The sequence below is a fragment of the Nocardioides sp. S-1144 genome (assembly GCF_005954645.2).
Lineage (GTDB): Bacteria > Actinomycetota > Actinomycetes > Propionibacteriales > Nocardioidaceae > Nocardioides > Nocardioides dongxiaopingii.
In genome coordinates this window covers 4,134,565-4,148,555 of record NZ_CP040695.2, presented here as the reverse complement: position 1 = coordinate 4,148,555, position 13,991 = coordinate 4,134,565, and the positions used below count along the sequence as shown (strand labels likewise).

The window sequence follows — 13,991 nt, the reverse complement described above, 5'->3', positions numbered from 1 at the left end:
TAGAGAGGTTGTCATGACCACGTCGTCCGAGACCCCCGAGAAGGGCGCCCTGCTGGGCCCCTTCCGGCTCGGACGACGCCTCGGGGTCGGCGGGATGGGCATCGTCTTCCAGGCCCTCGACACCCAGCTGAACCGCCAGGTCGCGCTCAAGGTGATCACCCCGCGCATCGGCGACGACGAGGGGTTCCGGGCGCGGTTCACCCGGGAGGCGCAGGCCCAGGCCTCGCTCGACTCGCCGCACGTCGTGCAGGTGTACTCCTTCGGCGAGGCCGACGGGCGGCTCTACATCGCCTCCCAGCTCATCCCGGACGGCGACCTCGGCCAGATGCTCGCGCGCCACGGCCGCCCGCCCGCGCGGATCGCGGTCAACCTCATCTCGCAGGTGGCCGACGGGCTCGCCGACGCGCACGCCGCCGGGCTGATCCACCGCGACATCAAGCCGGCGAACGTGCTGCTCCGCAACCGCGACAACGCCCTCACCGCCTACCTCGGCGACTTCGGGATCGCGCGCCAGGTCGGCGCCGCGACGCAGCTCACGCAGGTCGGCGGCACCGTCGGCACGCCGACCTACATGGCGCCCGAGCTGCACACCGGCTCCGTGGCCGGCCCGGCCTCCGACATCTACTCCCTCGGCTGCCTGCTGTGGGCGACGTTGAGCGGACGGGCGCCCTACAGCGGTGCCACCGACTACCAGATCGTGATGGCCCACCTCGAGGACGACGTCCCGCAGCTCGCGCCGACCGGCCCGCTGGCCGCCGAGGTCAACCGGGTGCTCCAGCGGGCGCTGGCCAAGCAGCCGGGCGACCGGTACCCGTCGGCGACCGCGATGCGCGACGACCTGCGCCGGGTCGTCCGGCTCCCCGACGACCCGACGCCGGTGCGCCCGCTCGACGACACCGAGCGCGCCTCCGAGGTCACCACGCCCCGGCCGGGGCAGCCGTGGCGCTTCGCGCCGCCCCAGCTGCCGACGCCCACGCCGACCCCCGCCCCGGGTTCGCGGACGCCGGCTCCGGCCGCGCCGCCGTTCCGCACGCCGTCGCCGGCGCCCCCGACGTTCAACGACTCCGGCCCGCCGTCGCGCCCAGGTCCGTCGGGACCGACCCGCCGCCGGCGCACCTGGGTCGTGGTCGCCGTCCTGGCCGTCGTGCTCGGCGTGGGCGGGGTGGTCACCACCGTGCTGCTCGTGAACGGCGATGACGGCGCGGGCGGTGGCGGTGGTGGCGGGGCGGCCGACCCGACGACCGGGCAGACGACCGGGCAGACGACCGGGCAGACGACCGGGCCGACGACCGGCGGCGGGAGCAGCGAGGAGGAGGAGCGGGCGATCGCCAACCTCACCGCGGCTTTCCTCGAGGACCCGACCGCCGGCTCCGACCCGGCGAGCAGCGCCTGCATCGCCCGCAACCTCGTTGAGCAGGAGGGGGTCGACGGGCTCCAGCAGCTCGGCATCCTCGACGACGACCTCCAGTTCCTCGCCGACGCCGACGACCCCGCCATCGCCGGACCGATCCTCCAGGCCGGGCTGAGCTGCATCGGCGACCTGCTCAGCAGCTCGCCCCCGGCCCCCTGACCCGCCCCCACCCCGTCGCGCCGGTCCTCGTGCCCTGCTGCCCTGGGCAGATTCGCTTGCCCGGCGCGCGGTGAGCAGGTGAGGTGGGTCCATGCGACTCCTGGTGCTCGGCGGCACGGTGTTCCTGTCCGAGGAGGTGGCGGCGGAGGCGGTGCGTCGCGGGCACGAGGTGGTCTGCGCCTGTCGCGGCGCCTCGGGTGCGGTCCCGGAGGGCGCGCGGCTGGTGCGCTGGGACCGCGGCGCCGGGGACCCGGCCCCGGGTGACGACGTCGGCCGCGTCGACGCGGTGGTCGACGTCGCCCGGCACCCGTCGTGGGTCCGCGCCGGGCTGTCGGCGTGGACCGACGCGCACTGGGTCTTCGTCTCGACCATCAACGTCTACGCCGACACCGGCACGCCCGGCGGCCGGCCCGGCACGCTGCCGCTGGTCGAGCCGGTGCACACCGACGGCGACCTCGTGCCCGGCGACTCCGACGTCTACGGCGCGATGAAGCGCGGCTGCGAGCTGGCGGTGACGGCGAGCGCGGCGTCCTCGACCATCGTCCGGCCGGGGCTGATCTGCGGGCCCGGCGACCCGACGTCGCGGTTCGGCTACTGGCCCGAGCGGCTCGTCGAGGCCGCGGACGGGTCGGAGGTCCTCGCCGGCGGGAGCCCGGAGGACGTCGTCCAGGTCGTCGACGTGCGCGACCTGGCGGCCTGGCTCGTCACCCTGGCCGAGCAGCGCACCGCCGGCGAGTACGACGGCGTCGGCCCCGCGACGCCGATCGGCGACCTGCTGGCCGGGGTGGCCGAGGGCGTGGGCTCGGAGGCCGCCCTGACCTGGGTGCCGGACGACGTGCTCGCCGAGCACGGCGTCGAGCCGTGGTCGGGCGAGCGCGGCCTGCCGCTGTGGCTGCCGCGCCCGGAGCACGACGGGATGCTCGCCCACGACGCGCGTCCCTCGCTCGACGCCGGCCTGGTGGTCCGGCCGGTCGCGGAGACCGCGCGCGACACCCTGGCCTGGCTGCGCGCGCACCCGGACGCGACGCGCACGGGACTGTCCCGGGAGCACGAGCGGGAGGTGCTCAGGGCCTGGGGCGCGACGTAACCTGCCTCGGGTGAGGCCTCCCCACCAGAACGTGGCGACCGTCCTGGTCGACCCCGCGATGCTGCGTGAGCTCGAGCTCGACCTGATGCCGCTCGACCTGTGGGTGTGGCCGGTCGCGACCGCACCGATCTGCGCCGACGGCCCGCGGCAGGCCTTCCAGATCCGGCGCCGGATGGTCGAGGCCAAGCGCGGCGCCTGGGACGACGCGCGCTCCTGGACGCCGGTCTGGATCTCCTTCGGCGACAGCTGGTACCACGGCGACGACCCGCTCCCGTGGGCCGCGCACGCCGCCCTCTGGGCCAAGCTCTCCGAGCACGCCACCCACGTCCGCTACCGCCTCGGTCTCGGCGGCGTCCCGCGGCTGGTCCTCCCGAACGAGGCCTGACCGCTCCGCCCCGGCGTCGGCGCCGGCGTCCGGCTGGCCCAGCGCGCGCAATTGCCGAACTTGGCTCAGTTCCGGCCGCGCGAACTGAGCGAACGTCGGCAATTGCGTGGCTGGGGCCGCCCACCGCCCGTCCGAGTGCCCCACGCGCGCAATTGCCGAGACTGGCTCAGTTCCGGCCGCGCGAACTGAGCGAACGTCGGCAATTGCGCGGCTGGGGCCACTCACCCACTCACCCACCGGACGCCGACCGGAGCGCGTCAGGGGAGCTCGGGACTCGTGTCGCCGAGCAACCACGCGTCCCAGAGGACGTCGAGGTCCTCGCCGGTCTGGTCCTCGAGGTAGGCCAGGAGCGTCTCGCGGTCGGTGCTGCGGTTGTCCTGGGACTGCGGCCAGCCCTTGACCGCCGCGAAGAAGACCTCGTCGCCGACCTGCTCGCGCAGCGCGTGCCAGAAGAAGGCGCCGCTGAAGTAGACGTTGGAGCTGCCGAAGGCGTCGGGGTCGTAGTCGGCCGGCGGGCCGGACTGGGCGCGGTAGTCGGACTCGTAGCCGGCGTAGCCCTCGAGGTAGGAGTCGAGCGGGACGTCGGACTGCTCGGCCTCCCACATCAGCTGGAGGTACATCGCCATGCCCTCGTTCATCCAGACGTCGCGCCAGTCGTCGGGGGTGACCTGGTCGCCGTACCACTGGTGGGCGAACTCGTGCACGACCGTGTTCTCGGCCATCGAGTACTCCGTGTCGCCCAGCGTGATCATGGTCTGGGTCTCCATGCCGCTCTCGGAGTCGACGACGAGGATCCCGGCGGTGTCGAACGGGTACGGGCCGAGGTAGGTCTCGAGCCAGGCCATCGCCTCGGGGGAGTAGCGCAGCCCGCTGCCGGGCTCCATGTCCCGCGGCGTCCAGTAGGTGATCGGGACGCCGTTCGGGCCGACGTCGGTGGTCTCGCGGTAGTCGCCGAACGCCAGCGTCACCAGGTAGGCCGCCGCCGGCTCCGCGAGGTGGAACGCCGTGGTGTGGGTGCCGTCGGCCGTCTCGTCCGAGACCTTCGCGCCGTTCGCGACCCCGGTCCACGGGTCGGGCACGTGCAGGGTGAAGTCGTAGAGGGCCTTGTCGGCCGGCTGGTCGTTGACGGCGTACCAGGTGTAGGCGCCGAACGGCTCCTGCATGGTCCAGGTCTGGTGCTCGGCGTCGATCGTGAACCCGGTGGTGGCCAGGTCGGAGCGCTCGGTCGGTGCCGGGACCGGTGCGGGGGTGCCGGAGTACTCGACGACGAGCTCGTGGCGAGCGTCCTCCTCGACGGGCGCGGAGACGATCAGGTCCTTGCCGCGGTGCTCGTGGTCGACCTCGGCGCCGTCGAGCGTCAGCGAGGTGATCTCCAGCGGCTCGGCGAAGTCGAGCTGGAACTCCTCGGCGGTGCCGGTGGAGCGGAAGGTGAGCGTCTCGGTGCCGGTGAGCGTGTCGGTCGCGGGGTCCCACGTGAGGTCGAGGTCGTAGCGCAGCGCGTCGACCGACGGGTCGCCGACCTCGGGGTAGTAGGAGTCCTCGGCCGGCTCGCTGAGCGCGAGGTCGAGGTCGGCCTCGGGGGCCGGGTCCGTCGGGTCCTCGCCGGCCGACGACGAGCCGGGCGAGGAGGGAGCCGCCGAGGACGACGGCTCGGACGACGTCGCGATCTTGCCGGCGGTGCCGCACCCGGCGGCGAGGAGCGCCAGGGAGACCAGGGTGGTGCCGGCCAGGACCCGCTGCCGGCGCCGGGTCACGCCTCGCCCCGCAGCAGCGGGCGGGCGAGCTTGCGGCCGTGGTGGATCTGGGCCTTCACGGTGCCGAGCGGGACGCCGAGCAGCGTGGCGATCTCGTCGTAGGCCATGCCGTAGACGTCGCGCAGCAGCAGCGGCTCGACGTACTGGGGGTGGTCGCGCTCGATCGTCTCCATCGCCTCGAGGAGGTCGAGGCGGGTGCCGGCGATGACGCTGGTGGTGCGCGGGTCGGGCTTCTCCCCGACGACGTTGTGCTCCTGCGGGTCGGTCGCGACGGCCTGGTTCTTCATCCGCCGGTACGTCGTCCGGGCCGAGTTGACGGCGACCACGTGGGTCCAGGTGGTGAAGCGGCCGCGGCCGCCCCACGAGCCGATCTTGGTGGCGATGTTGAGCAGCGCCTCCTGGCAGGCGTCCTCGGCGTCGGGGCTGTAGGGGAGCACCCCGCGGCAGACGTTCAGCGTGCGCGGCCGGATCGCGGCGAGCACCAGCTCGAGCGCCTCGCGGTCACCGTCCTGGGCGCGGTGGGCGAGCTCGTCGATCTCGTCGGGCGTGGCGACGTCTCCACTGGTGGCGGTCATGCCGGTGCTCCTTCCCCTGTGGCGTCGAACATAATGCAGGGGTGTCGAGTCCCGGTCCGAGCCACCTGGGTCGCTACGCGGTCCGGCGGCGGATCGGCAGCGGCGGTTTCGCGACCGTCTGGCTCGCCTACGACGAGCAGCTCGACGCCCCCGTGGCGGTCAAGGTGCTCGCCGACAACTGGTCCGAGCAGCACGAGGTCCGCACCCGCTTCGTCGAGGAGGGCCGCTACCTGCGGCGCGTGGAGTCGCCGCACGTCGTCCCGGTCTACGACGCCGGGGCCCTCGACGACGGCCGGCCCTACCTGGTGATGGCCTACGCCGACCAGGGCACCCTCGCCGACCGGCTCGCGTCGGGCGGGGTGACGGTGCCGCAGGCGCTCGAGGTGGTCAGCCAGGTCGGCGCCGGGCTCCAGGCGCTGCACGACCGCGGGATCCTGCACCGCGACGTGAAGCCGGCCAACGTGCTCTTCCGCACCATCGACGGGCAGCACGGCTCCGGCCAGGTGCGCGCGATGGTCGGCGACCTCGGGCTGGGCAAGGCGCTCGACGTCTCGTCGCGGTTGACGATGATCGCCGGCACGCCGGCCTACGTCGCGCCCGAGCAGGCCCAGGGCGAGACGCCCGACGCGCGCGCGGACCAGTTCAGCCTCGGCGTGCTGACCTTCCTGCTCCTCAGCGGGCGGCTCCCCTGGAACCACGGCAGCCTGTCCTCGGCCGCGGCGCCCACCGACCCGCTGCCGCTCTCGACGCCCGACCGCGAGCTGCCCGACCGCGTCGAGGCCGTCGTCCGCCGCGCGCTCGCGCACGACCGCGAGTACCGCTGGTCGTCGGTCGCGGCCTACGTCGCGGAGCTGACCGCCGCCCTCGACGCGTGGGACGCCCCGGGCGACGGCGTCCGCGCCCTGCCCGTCGACCCGGCCCTCACGCAGCCCGGCGAGCGTCCCTCGCCGCTGTCGAGCACCGGCCCGCTGCCCGACCCGGTGCCGCCGAGGCGGCGCAGCCGCGCCGTCCGCGGCCTCGCGGTCGCGGCCGCCGTCCTCGTCGCGCTCGGGGCCGGCGCCGCCGCCGGCTTCTACGCCGAGCAGGCCGGTGAGCCCGAGCCCGAGCCCGCGGCGGCGACCGTCGAGGACGACTCGGGTCAGCTCGAGGTGACCGTCCCGCCGGGGTGGGACGCCCAGTCGGGGGCGCCCTGGATGCCGCCGAACGCGACCGACACCGAGTACGCCGCGCTGTCGGTCGGCACGTCGGCGTCGTGGACGACCGACGGGGAGGGGGTCTTCCTCGGCCTGCTCCCGGGCACCGAGCTGCCCGAGGCGGTGCCGGGCCACGAGCAGTGCACGTCCGCGGGCGACCCGCAGCGCGACGAGCTCGGCCCGGCGCCGCCGTCGGTCACGGTCTTCTACGCCGGGTGCAGCGGCGACGCCGCGGTCATCGTCGAGCGGGTGGTGCGGGTCAACGACGGCCAGCTGCTGTGGGTCCAGCTGCGCAGCAGCGACCGGGGCTCCGCGGTCCGGGTGCTCGACGCGGTGCGGACCTACGGCCTCTGAATCGTCGTGATGTTCGCGTCGACGAGCGAGACCAGGTCCTCGATGCCGCTCAGGTCGCGCTCGCGACCGTAGACCGCGATGGCGGCGAAGGCGTTGCCGTCGGCGTCGGGGATGAACAGCTCCATGCTGACGCGCCGGTACCCGTCCTCGACGAAGGTCACGGTGAAGCCGGAGTCGTCCTGCGCGGAGAACTCGACGTCGCCCAGGTTGCCCTGGGCGTCCGCCGACCTGAGCTGGGCCTGGCGGATCGAGATGGCGCGGTCCATCGTCTCCTCCTCACCGGCGATGATGTCGAGGCGCATCCCGTAGGACATCGAGTCGTTGCCCTCCTTGGTGAAGGTCCACCTGGACACCCCGTTGAAGGAGTCGTCCCACTCCTTCGGGATCGGCACCGACACCGAGTACCTCGACGGCTGCCCCTTCGCGTTGAGCGCGGTCAGCCGGACCTGCTCCAGCGGGATGTCCGGCTCGAGGGGGTCGTCGTCGGGGTCCGGCTCGTAGAGCTGGACCGGCAGCCGGGGGTGGTCGGCCGCGACCGGGGCCGGTTCGGCGAACGTGGTGCGGCCCGGCTCGGCGGGCTCGTCGCGGGTCGCGACGGCGTAGCCGCCCGCACCGCCGACGAGGAGCGCCAGCAGCACGGCACCCGAGACCCACCACCTCACGGGCGAGACCCTATCCCGGTCCGTTAGCGTCCTCGCGTGGGCGACCTGCTGCTGCGCGAGTGCCGGATCGTGCCGTTGGGCGACGGCGAGGCCGCGCCGGCGGGCGGCGAGCCGGTCGACGTCCTCGTGCGCGACGGGCGGGTCGCCGAGGTCGGGTCGTCGCTGACGCGCCCCGACGGCGTCGAGGAGGTCGCCGCGGGCGGCCGCTGGCTGGTTCCCGGCCTGTGGGACCAGCACGTGCACCTCGGCCAGTGGACGCTCACCCGACAGCGGGTCGACACCGCCGGCGCCGCCTCGCCCGACGAGGCCTGCGCCCTGGTCGGCGCCCTGGTCGGCGCCTCGCCCGGCCGCCCGGTCATCGGCTGGGGGCACCGCCCCGGCGTCTGGACGCGCGACCCGACGGTCGCCGAGCTGGACGCCGTCTCGGGGGTCACGCCGGTGGTCCTGATCGCCGGGGACGCCCACCACGCCTGGCTCAACAGCGCCGCGCTCGCCGCCCTCGGCCTCGGCGCCCGCGACGAGGTGGTGCGCGAGACCGAGTGGTTCGCGGCCTACGAGCGACTCACCCGGCTCACCGGCGACGACGGCACCGCGGCGCCGGCCTACCGCGCCTCGCTCGAGGACGCCGCCGCCCGCGGCCTGGTCGGGCTGGTCGACTTCGAGTTCACCGGCGGCGCCGCCGAGTGGGTCGAGCGGTGGGGGGCCGGCTGCGACCTGCTGCGGGTGCGGATGGCGACCTACGCCGAGGGCCTCGAGGACGTCATCGCCGCCGGGCTGCGCACCGGTCACCCGCTCGACGGCGACGACCGGCTCGTCATGGGCTCGCTCAAGATCATCAGCGACGGCTCCCTCAACACCCGGACGGCGTGGTGCTGCGAGCCGTACTCCGACGGCGACCGGCTGCCCGACCCCTCGGGTGCGGCCAACCTCGCGCCGCACCAGCTGCGGGCGCTGCTCGCCCGCGCGCACATGTCGGGCCTGCAGGTCGCCACGCACGCGATCGGGGACGCCGCCGTCGGCGCGGCCCTCGACGCCTACGCCGCGACCGGCGCGACCGGCTCGGTGGAGCACGCCCAGCTGATCGCCCGCGACGACGTCGCCCGGCTCGCCGCGCTCGACCTGCGCGCCAGCGTCCAGCCCTCGCACCTGCTCGACGACCGCGACCTCACCGAGCTGATCTGGCCCGGTCGCGGCGACCGCTCCTTCGCGTTCCGCTGGATGCTCGACGCCGGCGTCCGGCTGGTGCTCGGGTCGGACGCCCCGGTCTCGCCGCTCGACCCGTGGCTGTCGATCGCGGCCGCCGTCCACCGCAGCGCCGACGAGCGCGACCCGTGGCACCCCGAGCACGCGCTCACCGCGCGCGAGGCGCTGGCGGCGTCGGTCGACGAGCAGCCGAGCGTCCGCGTCGGCTCCCGCGGCGACCTCGCCCTCCTCGACCGCGACCCGCTCGCCCCGGTCAGCCCGGCGGCCCCCGACCGCGACCCCGCGGCCGACCTGCGCTCCATGACCGTCGCGCTCACCCTCGTCGGCGGCGACGTCGTCCACCGCACCCTCTAGCCGCCGACCCGTCGCTGATCACTGACGGGTCAGCGGGGGTGGAGCGCTGACCCGTCGCTGATCACTGACGGGTCACCGGGAGTGGGGCGCTGACCCGTCGCTGATCACTGACGGGTCAGCGGGGGTGGGTCAGCGGAGGGCGGCGATCAGGTCGGCGACGGCGGCCTGCTCGGCGGCGAAGGGGTGGAACGGGATGGTGCCGTCGGCGGCGGTCTCGGCGCCGTTGACCCACGGGTCGTCGGAGCAGATGTCGTGGCCGCGGCTGGCCCGGGCGACGTCGACGAAGTCGAGGTCGCGCTCCTCGGCCTGCGACCGCAGGGCGTCGGAGAGCCCCTGGGTGACCTCGTTGAGGAACGGGTAGTCGCCGGCGGCGAGCGGCACGAGCTCGGGGCAGGTGCCCCGCCTGGGCAGGAGCGCGGGGTAGCCGACCACGATCACCCGGGCGTCCGGCGCGGCCTCCTGGACGGCGTCCAGGGTGGCGCCGATGTTCTTCTCGATCTTCGGCAGCAGCTGCTCCGAGCGGGCCTCGACCGCCTCCGTGCACGGGGTGCCGGGCGCGTCGGGGCCGAAACCGCTGCACTGGCTGATCAGGGTGAGGAACAGCTCGAAGTCGTTGCCGCCGATGCCGAGGGTGACCAGGTCGGTCCCGGCGTCGAGCGCCGGCACCTGCTGGGCGAGGAGGGTGTCGGTGGTCGCGCCGCTGCACGTGACGTCGGTCAGCGCGATCGTCTCGTCGGCCGCGGCCAGCAGGTGGGCGTAGTTCTGGTCGGAGCGGAAGCAGCCGTCGGCGCCGGACGTGTTCGGGACGCCGGGCGCGGCGGCGTAGGAGTCGCCGAGCGCGACGTAGGAGACGGCGTCCGCGCCGGCGCCCTCGGACGCCGGCCCGGACGTCGAGGTCGGCTCCGGTGGGGGCGTGGTGTCGGTTCCGCCCGAGCAGCCGCTGACGCCGACCGCGAGGGTGCCGGCGAGGAGGAGGGGGACGAGTCGACGCACCGCGCCAACCTACGGGGCCACCCCGAGCGCGAGGGTGAGGGCCAGCACGGTGTCGGGGTCCTCGAGGCCCTCGCCGAAGGCCTCGCGCAGCTGGGTCATGCGGTAGCGGACCGTCTGGGGGTGCACGAAGAGCGCGGCCGCGGTGTCGTCGCGCCGGCCCTGGTGGAGGAGCCAGGCGCGCAGGGTCTCGGTGAGCTTCTCGGCCGTCGCCGGGCGCAGCTCGGCCAGCGGCGCCAGCGCCCGGGCGCGCAGGTCGGCGAGCGCGTCGGCGTCCGCGGTCAGCACGAGGGTCGGCAGGTGCCGCTCGGTGTCGTCGGGCAGGCCGAGGGCGCGGGCCCGCAGCGCCCGCCGGTACGACGTGCGCACCTCCAGCCAGGGCCGGGCCGGGCCGACGACGGCGCCGCGACCCCGCAGGGTCCGCAGCAGCACGCCGCGGGAGCGGTCGTGCGAGTCGGGCACGAGCAGCAGGACGACGCCGTCGAGCCCGGGAGCCTCGACGGCCACCAGCGTCGCGGCGGGCAGCGAGGCCAGGGCGGGCCGCACCTGGGAGTCGGGGAGGATCACCGCGGTCAGGGTGGTCGGCTGCGGCCAGTCGGCCCGCTCGGCCGCCGCGACGACCTGCTCGGGCGTGGAGTCGCCGACCAGGTGCTGCGCCAGCCGCTCGAGGTGGCGCTGGCGCACCCGGCCGGTGGTGGCGAGCTCGTCGGTGTGGCCGGCGACGCTGGCCGCCGAGAGCTCGTCGATGTAGGCGAAGACCAGCGCCGCGAACGAGGCCAGCGTGTCGGCGTCCAGCCCGGCGCGCACCGCCCCGCTCGCCATCTGCTGCCAGGAGACCCGCGCGCCGATCCGGTAGGCGGCGAGCAGCGCGTCGGTGCTGCGACCGCTGCGGGCCTCGCCGCGGCCGAGCTGGTAGGCGCCCTCGACGGCGGGCGCGGCCGGCGTGCGCGGGTCGGAGCCGCGGCGTCCGCTGGCCAGGGAGAGGAATCCTCCGAGCGCGATCTGCACCGCGCTGGCTATCGTCTCGCCCATGGAACCGCTGAACGCGTCGGTGTAGCCCGGCACCTCCTCGATGATGGCCGCGACGACGTCGTCGGCGACGCGGGGCAGGTCGGCGCGGATGCCGCTGACCACCTCGGGGGGCAGGAGCAGGCCGTGGTCGGCGGTCCTGCGGGGCCGTGGGGCCATTCTTTGTCCTTTGTGAACAAGAGCGCAGCGGAGGTTCACGTGGTGAGGTCAGGAGTTTAGCGCCAGAGACGGGCAGACTGAAGGTATGACGTCCACCGCCCCGCCCCGCGAGGCCGCCACCGCGGCCGGCCCGGCCCGGCCGACCCCGCGACCGACGCTGAGGCAGCGCCTGCGCGCCCTCGCCGACGCCGCCGTGACGCCGCTCCAGCTCGACGACGTCCTCGACGTCTTCCACCCCCTGCGCGCCGGCGCCGACCTGCGCGGCCGGATCGTCGAGATCCGCCCCGAGACCGCCGACTCCGCGACGATCGTCCTCAAGCCGGGCAAGGACTGGGGCGGCCACGTGCCCGGCCAGTACGTCCGCGTGGGCGTCGACGTCGACGGCGTCCGGCTGTGGCGCACCTACTCGCTGACCCACGGCCCGCGCCCCGACGGCCACGTCTCGATCACCGTCAAGGCGATCCCCGGCGGCGTCGTCTCCGGGCACCTCGTGCACCGCGCCCGCGTCGGCCAGATGATCCAGATGGCCCCGGCCGAGGGCGACTTCGTGCTGCCCGTGCCGATGCCCGACAAGCTGCTCCTCGTCACGGGCGGCTCGGGCATCACGCCGGTCATCGGCATGCTGCGCAACCTCTACTCGCGCGCCGTCGTCCCGACCGTCGACATCGTGCTGGTGCACATCAACGTCTCGCAGGACTCCGCGATGTTCCGCGACGAGCTGCGCGCCCACGACGCCGCGGGCCACCTGCGCCTCGTCGAGCGCTACGACGTGCGCGACGGCATCCTCGACGTCGACCACCTCGCCGAGCTGGTCCCCGACCTGGCCGACCGGCTCACCTACGCCTGCGGCCCGGCCGGCCTGCTCGACGCCCTCGAGCGGCACCACGCCGAGCGCGGCCTCGAGCTGACCACCGAGCGGTTCCGCCCGGTCACCCTCGGCGCGACCGGCGACGGCGGCACCGTCACCTTCACCAACGGCATCACCGTCGACGCCGACGGCACCACCCCGATCCTCGACGCCGGCGAGAGCGCCGGCGTCCTGATGCCGAGCGGCTGCCGGATGGGCGTCTGCTTCGGCTGCGTGCTGCCGATGCGCTCCGGCGCCGTCCGCGACCTGCGCAACGGCGCCCTCACCGTCGCCGTCCCGGGCGAGACCGGCCCCGAGGGCGTCCCGATCCAGACCTGCATCAGCGCCGCCGCCGGCGCCTGCACCATCGACCACTGATCTCCACGAGAACAGGACTGCTCATGACCGTCATCACCAAGCTCCCCGTCAACCCGACCGCGCACCTCTCGGACACCGACGTCGAGCAGCTCGGCCTCGAGCTCGACGCGATCCGCCAGGACATCCTCGACGCGCGCGGCGAGAAGGACGCGGCCTACATCCGCAGGGTCGTCGACGTGCAGCGCAAGCTCGAGCTCGGCTCGCGCGCCGTCCTGCTGGCCAGCGTCTTCCCCCCGGCCTGGGTCGCGGGCACCGTCGGCCTGAGCATCGCCAAGATCCTCGAGAACATGGAGATCGGCCACAACGTCATGCACGGCCAGTGGGACTGGATGCGTGACCCGAAGATCCACTCGACCACGTGGGAGTGGGACAACGCCTCCACCGCCGAAGGCTGGAAGCACTCGCACAACGAGATCCACCACACCTACACCAACATCGTGGGCAAGGACAACGACCTCGGCTACGGCATCATGCGCATCGACGAGGACCAGCGCTGGCACCCGATGCACCTCGGCCAGCCGTTGTGGAACTTCATCAACGCCTGCTTCTTCGAGTACGGCATCGCCGCCTACGACCTCGAGCTCGGCAAGAACCTGTCGATCCCGAAGGAGAAGCGCAGCGAGACCTTCAAGGCCAACGCCCGCAAGACGCTGGCCAAGATCCGCAAGCAGGCCACCAAGGACTACGTCGTCCACCCGGCGCTGTCGGTCCCGACCGGCTCGTTCCTGCCGACCCTGGCCGCCAACTTCACCGCCAACCTGGTGCGCAACCTCTGGTCGCACTCGGTGATCATGTGCGGTCACTTCCCCGAGGGCGTCGAGACCTTCGAGCGCAAGTCGATCCCCGCCGACGAGACCCGCGGCCAGTGGTACCTGCGCCAGATGCTCGGCTCGGCGAACATCTCCGGCTCGAAGTTCATGCACCTGATGACCGGCAACCTCAGTCACCAGATCGAGCACCACCTCTTCCCCGACCTGCCCAGCAGCCGGTACGCCGAGATCGCCCCGCAGGTGGAGGCGCTGTTCGAGAAGTACGGCCTGCGCTACCACTCGGCCCCGCTGCCGCAGCAGGTCGCGAGCGCCTGGCACCGCGTCGTCCGGCTCTCGCTGCCGAACGGCTTCCTGGCCACCACCGAGGTCAAGAACGTCCCCGAGCAGGCCAAGCTGCTGTGGGCGATGAGCACCAAGGGCCCCAAGATCCGCCGCGCCGCCCAGGCCCGCCTGGTCCAGCTGGAGAAGCGTCAGAAGGCCGAGAAGGCCGCCGCCTGACCCCTGGTCGGTCGGCGCGCATCCTCAACATCGAGGAAATCGCCCCGAGGGGTGGCGCGTCGTTCCGTCATTCGGCCCACCATGAGGTAGCGCGCTGCTGCGTGCACCTACCGGGGGGTTGGTCATGGGGCTTGCGCGTCTGCTCATCGTCGGAGTCGTCACCAGTGCCCTCGCGGCGGTGAC

At 74.1% G+C, this 13,991-nt stretch carries 12 protein-coding genes; 7 read left to right on the top strand and 5 right to left on the bottom strand.

Going from position 1 to position 13,991, the window contains the following annotated elements; genetic code table 11:
• Nucleotides 1-13: 13 nt before the first annotated feature.
• The 3 genes from FE634_RS19580 to FE634_RS19565 all read left to right on the top strand — a co-directional run bounded on the left by FE634_RS19580 (nucleotide 14) and on the right by FE634_RS19565 (nucleotide 3,042).
• Nucleotides 14-1,570 carry a serine/threonine-protein kinase gene (locus tag FE634_RS19580; RefSeq protein ID WP_138876851.1) on the top strand — a complete coding sequence of 519 codons (1,557 nt, stop codon included), beginning with the start codon at nucleotides 14-16 and terminating at the stop codon, nucleotides 1,568-1,570.
• Nucleotides 1,571-1,661: 91 nt separating this feature from the next.
• On the top strand, nucleotides 1,662-2,657 hold the full coding sequence (locus FE634_RS19570; protein ID WP_187366761.1) for an NAD-dependent epimerase/dehydratase family protein: 996 nt from the start codon (nucleotides 1,662-1,664) through the stop codon (nucleotides 2,655-2,657).
• Between the two features lie 10 nt (nucleotides 2,658-2,667).
• On the top strand, nucleotides 2,668-3,042 hold the full coding sequence (locus tag FE634_RS19565; protein ID WP_246060867.1) for a hypothetical protein: 375 nt from the start codon (nucleotides 2,668-2,670) through the stop codon (nucleotides 3,040-3,042).
• A 257-nt stretch (nucleotides 3,043-3,299) separates the two neighbouring features.
• Here the strand turns inward: FE634_RS19565 and FE634_RS19560 are convergent, their stop codons facing one another.
• The gene (locus FE634_RS19560) at nucleotides 3,300-4,796 is read right to left on the bottom strand and encodes a M1 family metallopeptidase (protein WP_148240898.1); all 1,497 of its coding nucleotides are present in this window, start codon (nucleotides 4,794-4,796) and stop codon (nucleotides 3,300-3,302) included.
• Nucleotides 4,793-5,371: an RNA polymerase sigma factor gene (locus FE634_RS19555; protein WP_137294791.1), complete on the bottom strand. Its 579-nt coding sequence runs from the start codon at nucleotides 5,369-5,371 to the stop codon at nucleotides 4,793-4,795. Before FE634_RS19555 ends, FE634_RS19560 begins: the two co-directional genes overlap by 4 nt.
• A 41-nt stretch (nucleotides 5,372-5,412) precedes the next feature.
• On the opposite strand from FE634_RS19555, the gene FE634_RS19550 reads away from it, so the two are divergent.
• Entirely contained in the window at nucleotides 5,413-6,918 is a 1,506-nt protein-coding gene (locus FE634_RS19550; protein WP_138876847.1) for a serine/threonine-protein kinase, read from the top strand.
• Here the strand turns inward: FE634_RS19550 and FE634_RS19545 are convergent.
• Nucleotides 6,906-7,580, bottom strand: a complete 675-nt coding sequence (locus tag FE634_RS19545) for a hypothetical protein (protein WP_138876846.1) — start codon at nucleotides 7,578-7,580, stop codon at nucleotides 6,906-6,908. The genes FE634_RS19550 and FE634_RS19545 overlap by 13 nt on opposite strands.
• Nucleotides 7,581-7,616: 36 nt before the next feature.
• Between FE634_RS19545 and FE634_RS19540 the strand changes: the two genes are divergently transcribed.
• A complete protein-coding gene (locus FE634_RS19540; protein WP_148240897.1) occupies nucleotides 7,617-9,137 on the top strand; it encodes an amidohydrolase in 1,521 nt (506 codons plus the stop codon).
• A gap of 129 nt (nucleotides 9,138-9,266) precedes the next feature.
• On the opposite strand, the gene FE634_RS19535 is transcribed toward FE634_RS19540, so the two are convergent.
• Nucleotides 9,267-10,130 (bottom strand): SGNH/GDSL hydrolase family protein, encoded by an 864-nt coding sequence (locus FE634_RS19535; protein ID WP_138876845.1) that lies wholly within the window; start codon nucleotides 10,128-10,130, stop codon nucleotides 9,267-9,269.
• Nucleotides 10,131-10,139: 9 nt separating this feature from the next.
• Nucleotides 10,140-11,315 carry a PucR family transcriptional regulator gene (locus FE634_RS19530; protein WP_137294786.1) on the bottom strand — a complete coding sequence of 392 codons (1,176 nt, stop codon included), beginning with the start codon at nucleotides 11,313-11,315 and terminating at the stop codon, nucleotides 10,140-10,142.
• A gap of 85 nt (nucleotides 11,316-11,400) precedes the next feature.
• On the opposite strand from FE634_RS19530, the gene FE634_RS19525 reads away from it, so the two are divergent.
• On the top strand, nucleotides 11,401-12,540 hold the full coding sequence (locus FE634_RS19525; protein ID WP_148240896.1) for a ferredoxin reductase: 1,140 nt from the start codon (nucleotides 11,401-11,403) through the stop codon (nucleotides 12,538-12,540).
• 23 nt (nucleotides 12,541-12,563) lie between these two features.
• Nucleotides 12,564-13,808: a fatty acid desaturase family protein gene (locus FE634_RS19520; RefSeq protein WP_138876844.1), complete on the top strand. Its 1,245-nt coding sequence runs from the start codon at nucleotides 12,564-12,566 to the stop codon at nucleotides 13,806-13,808.
• Nucleotides 13,809-13,991 lie beyond the last annotated feature (183 nt).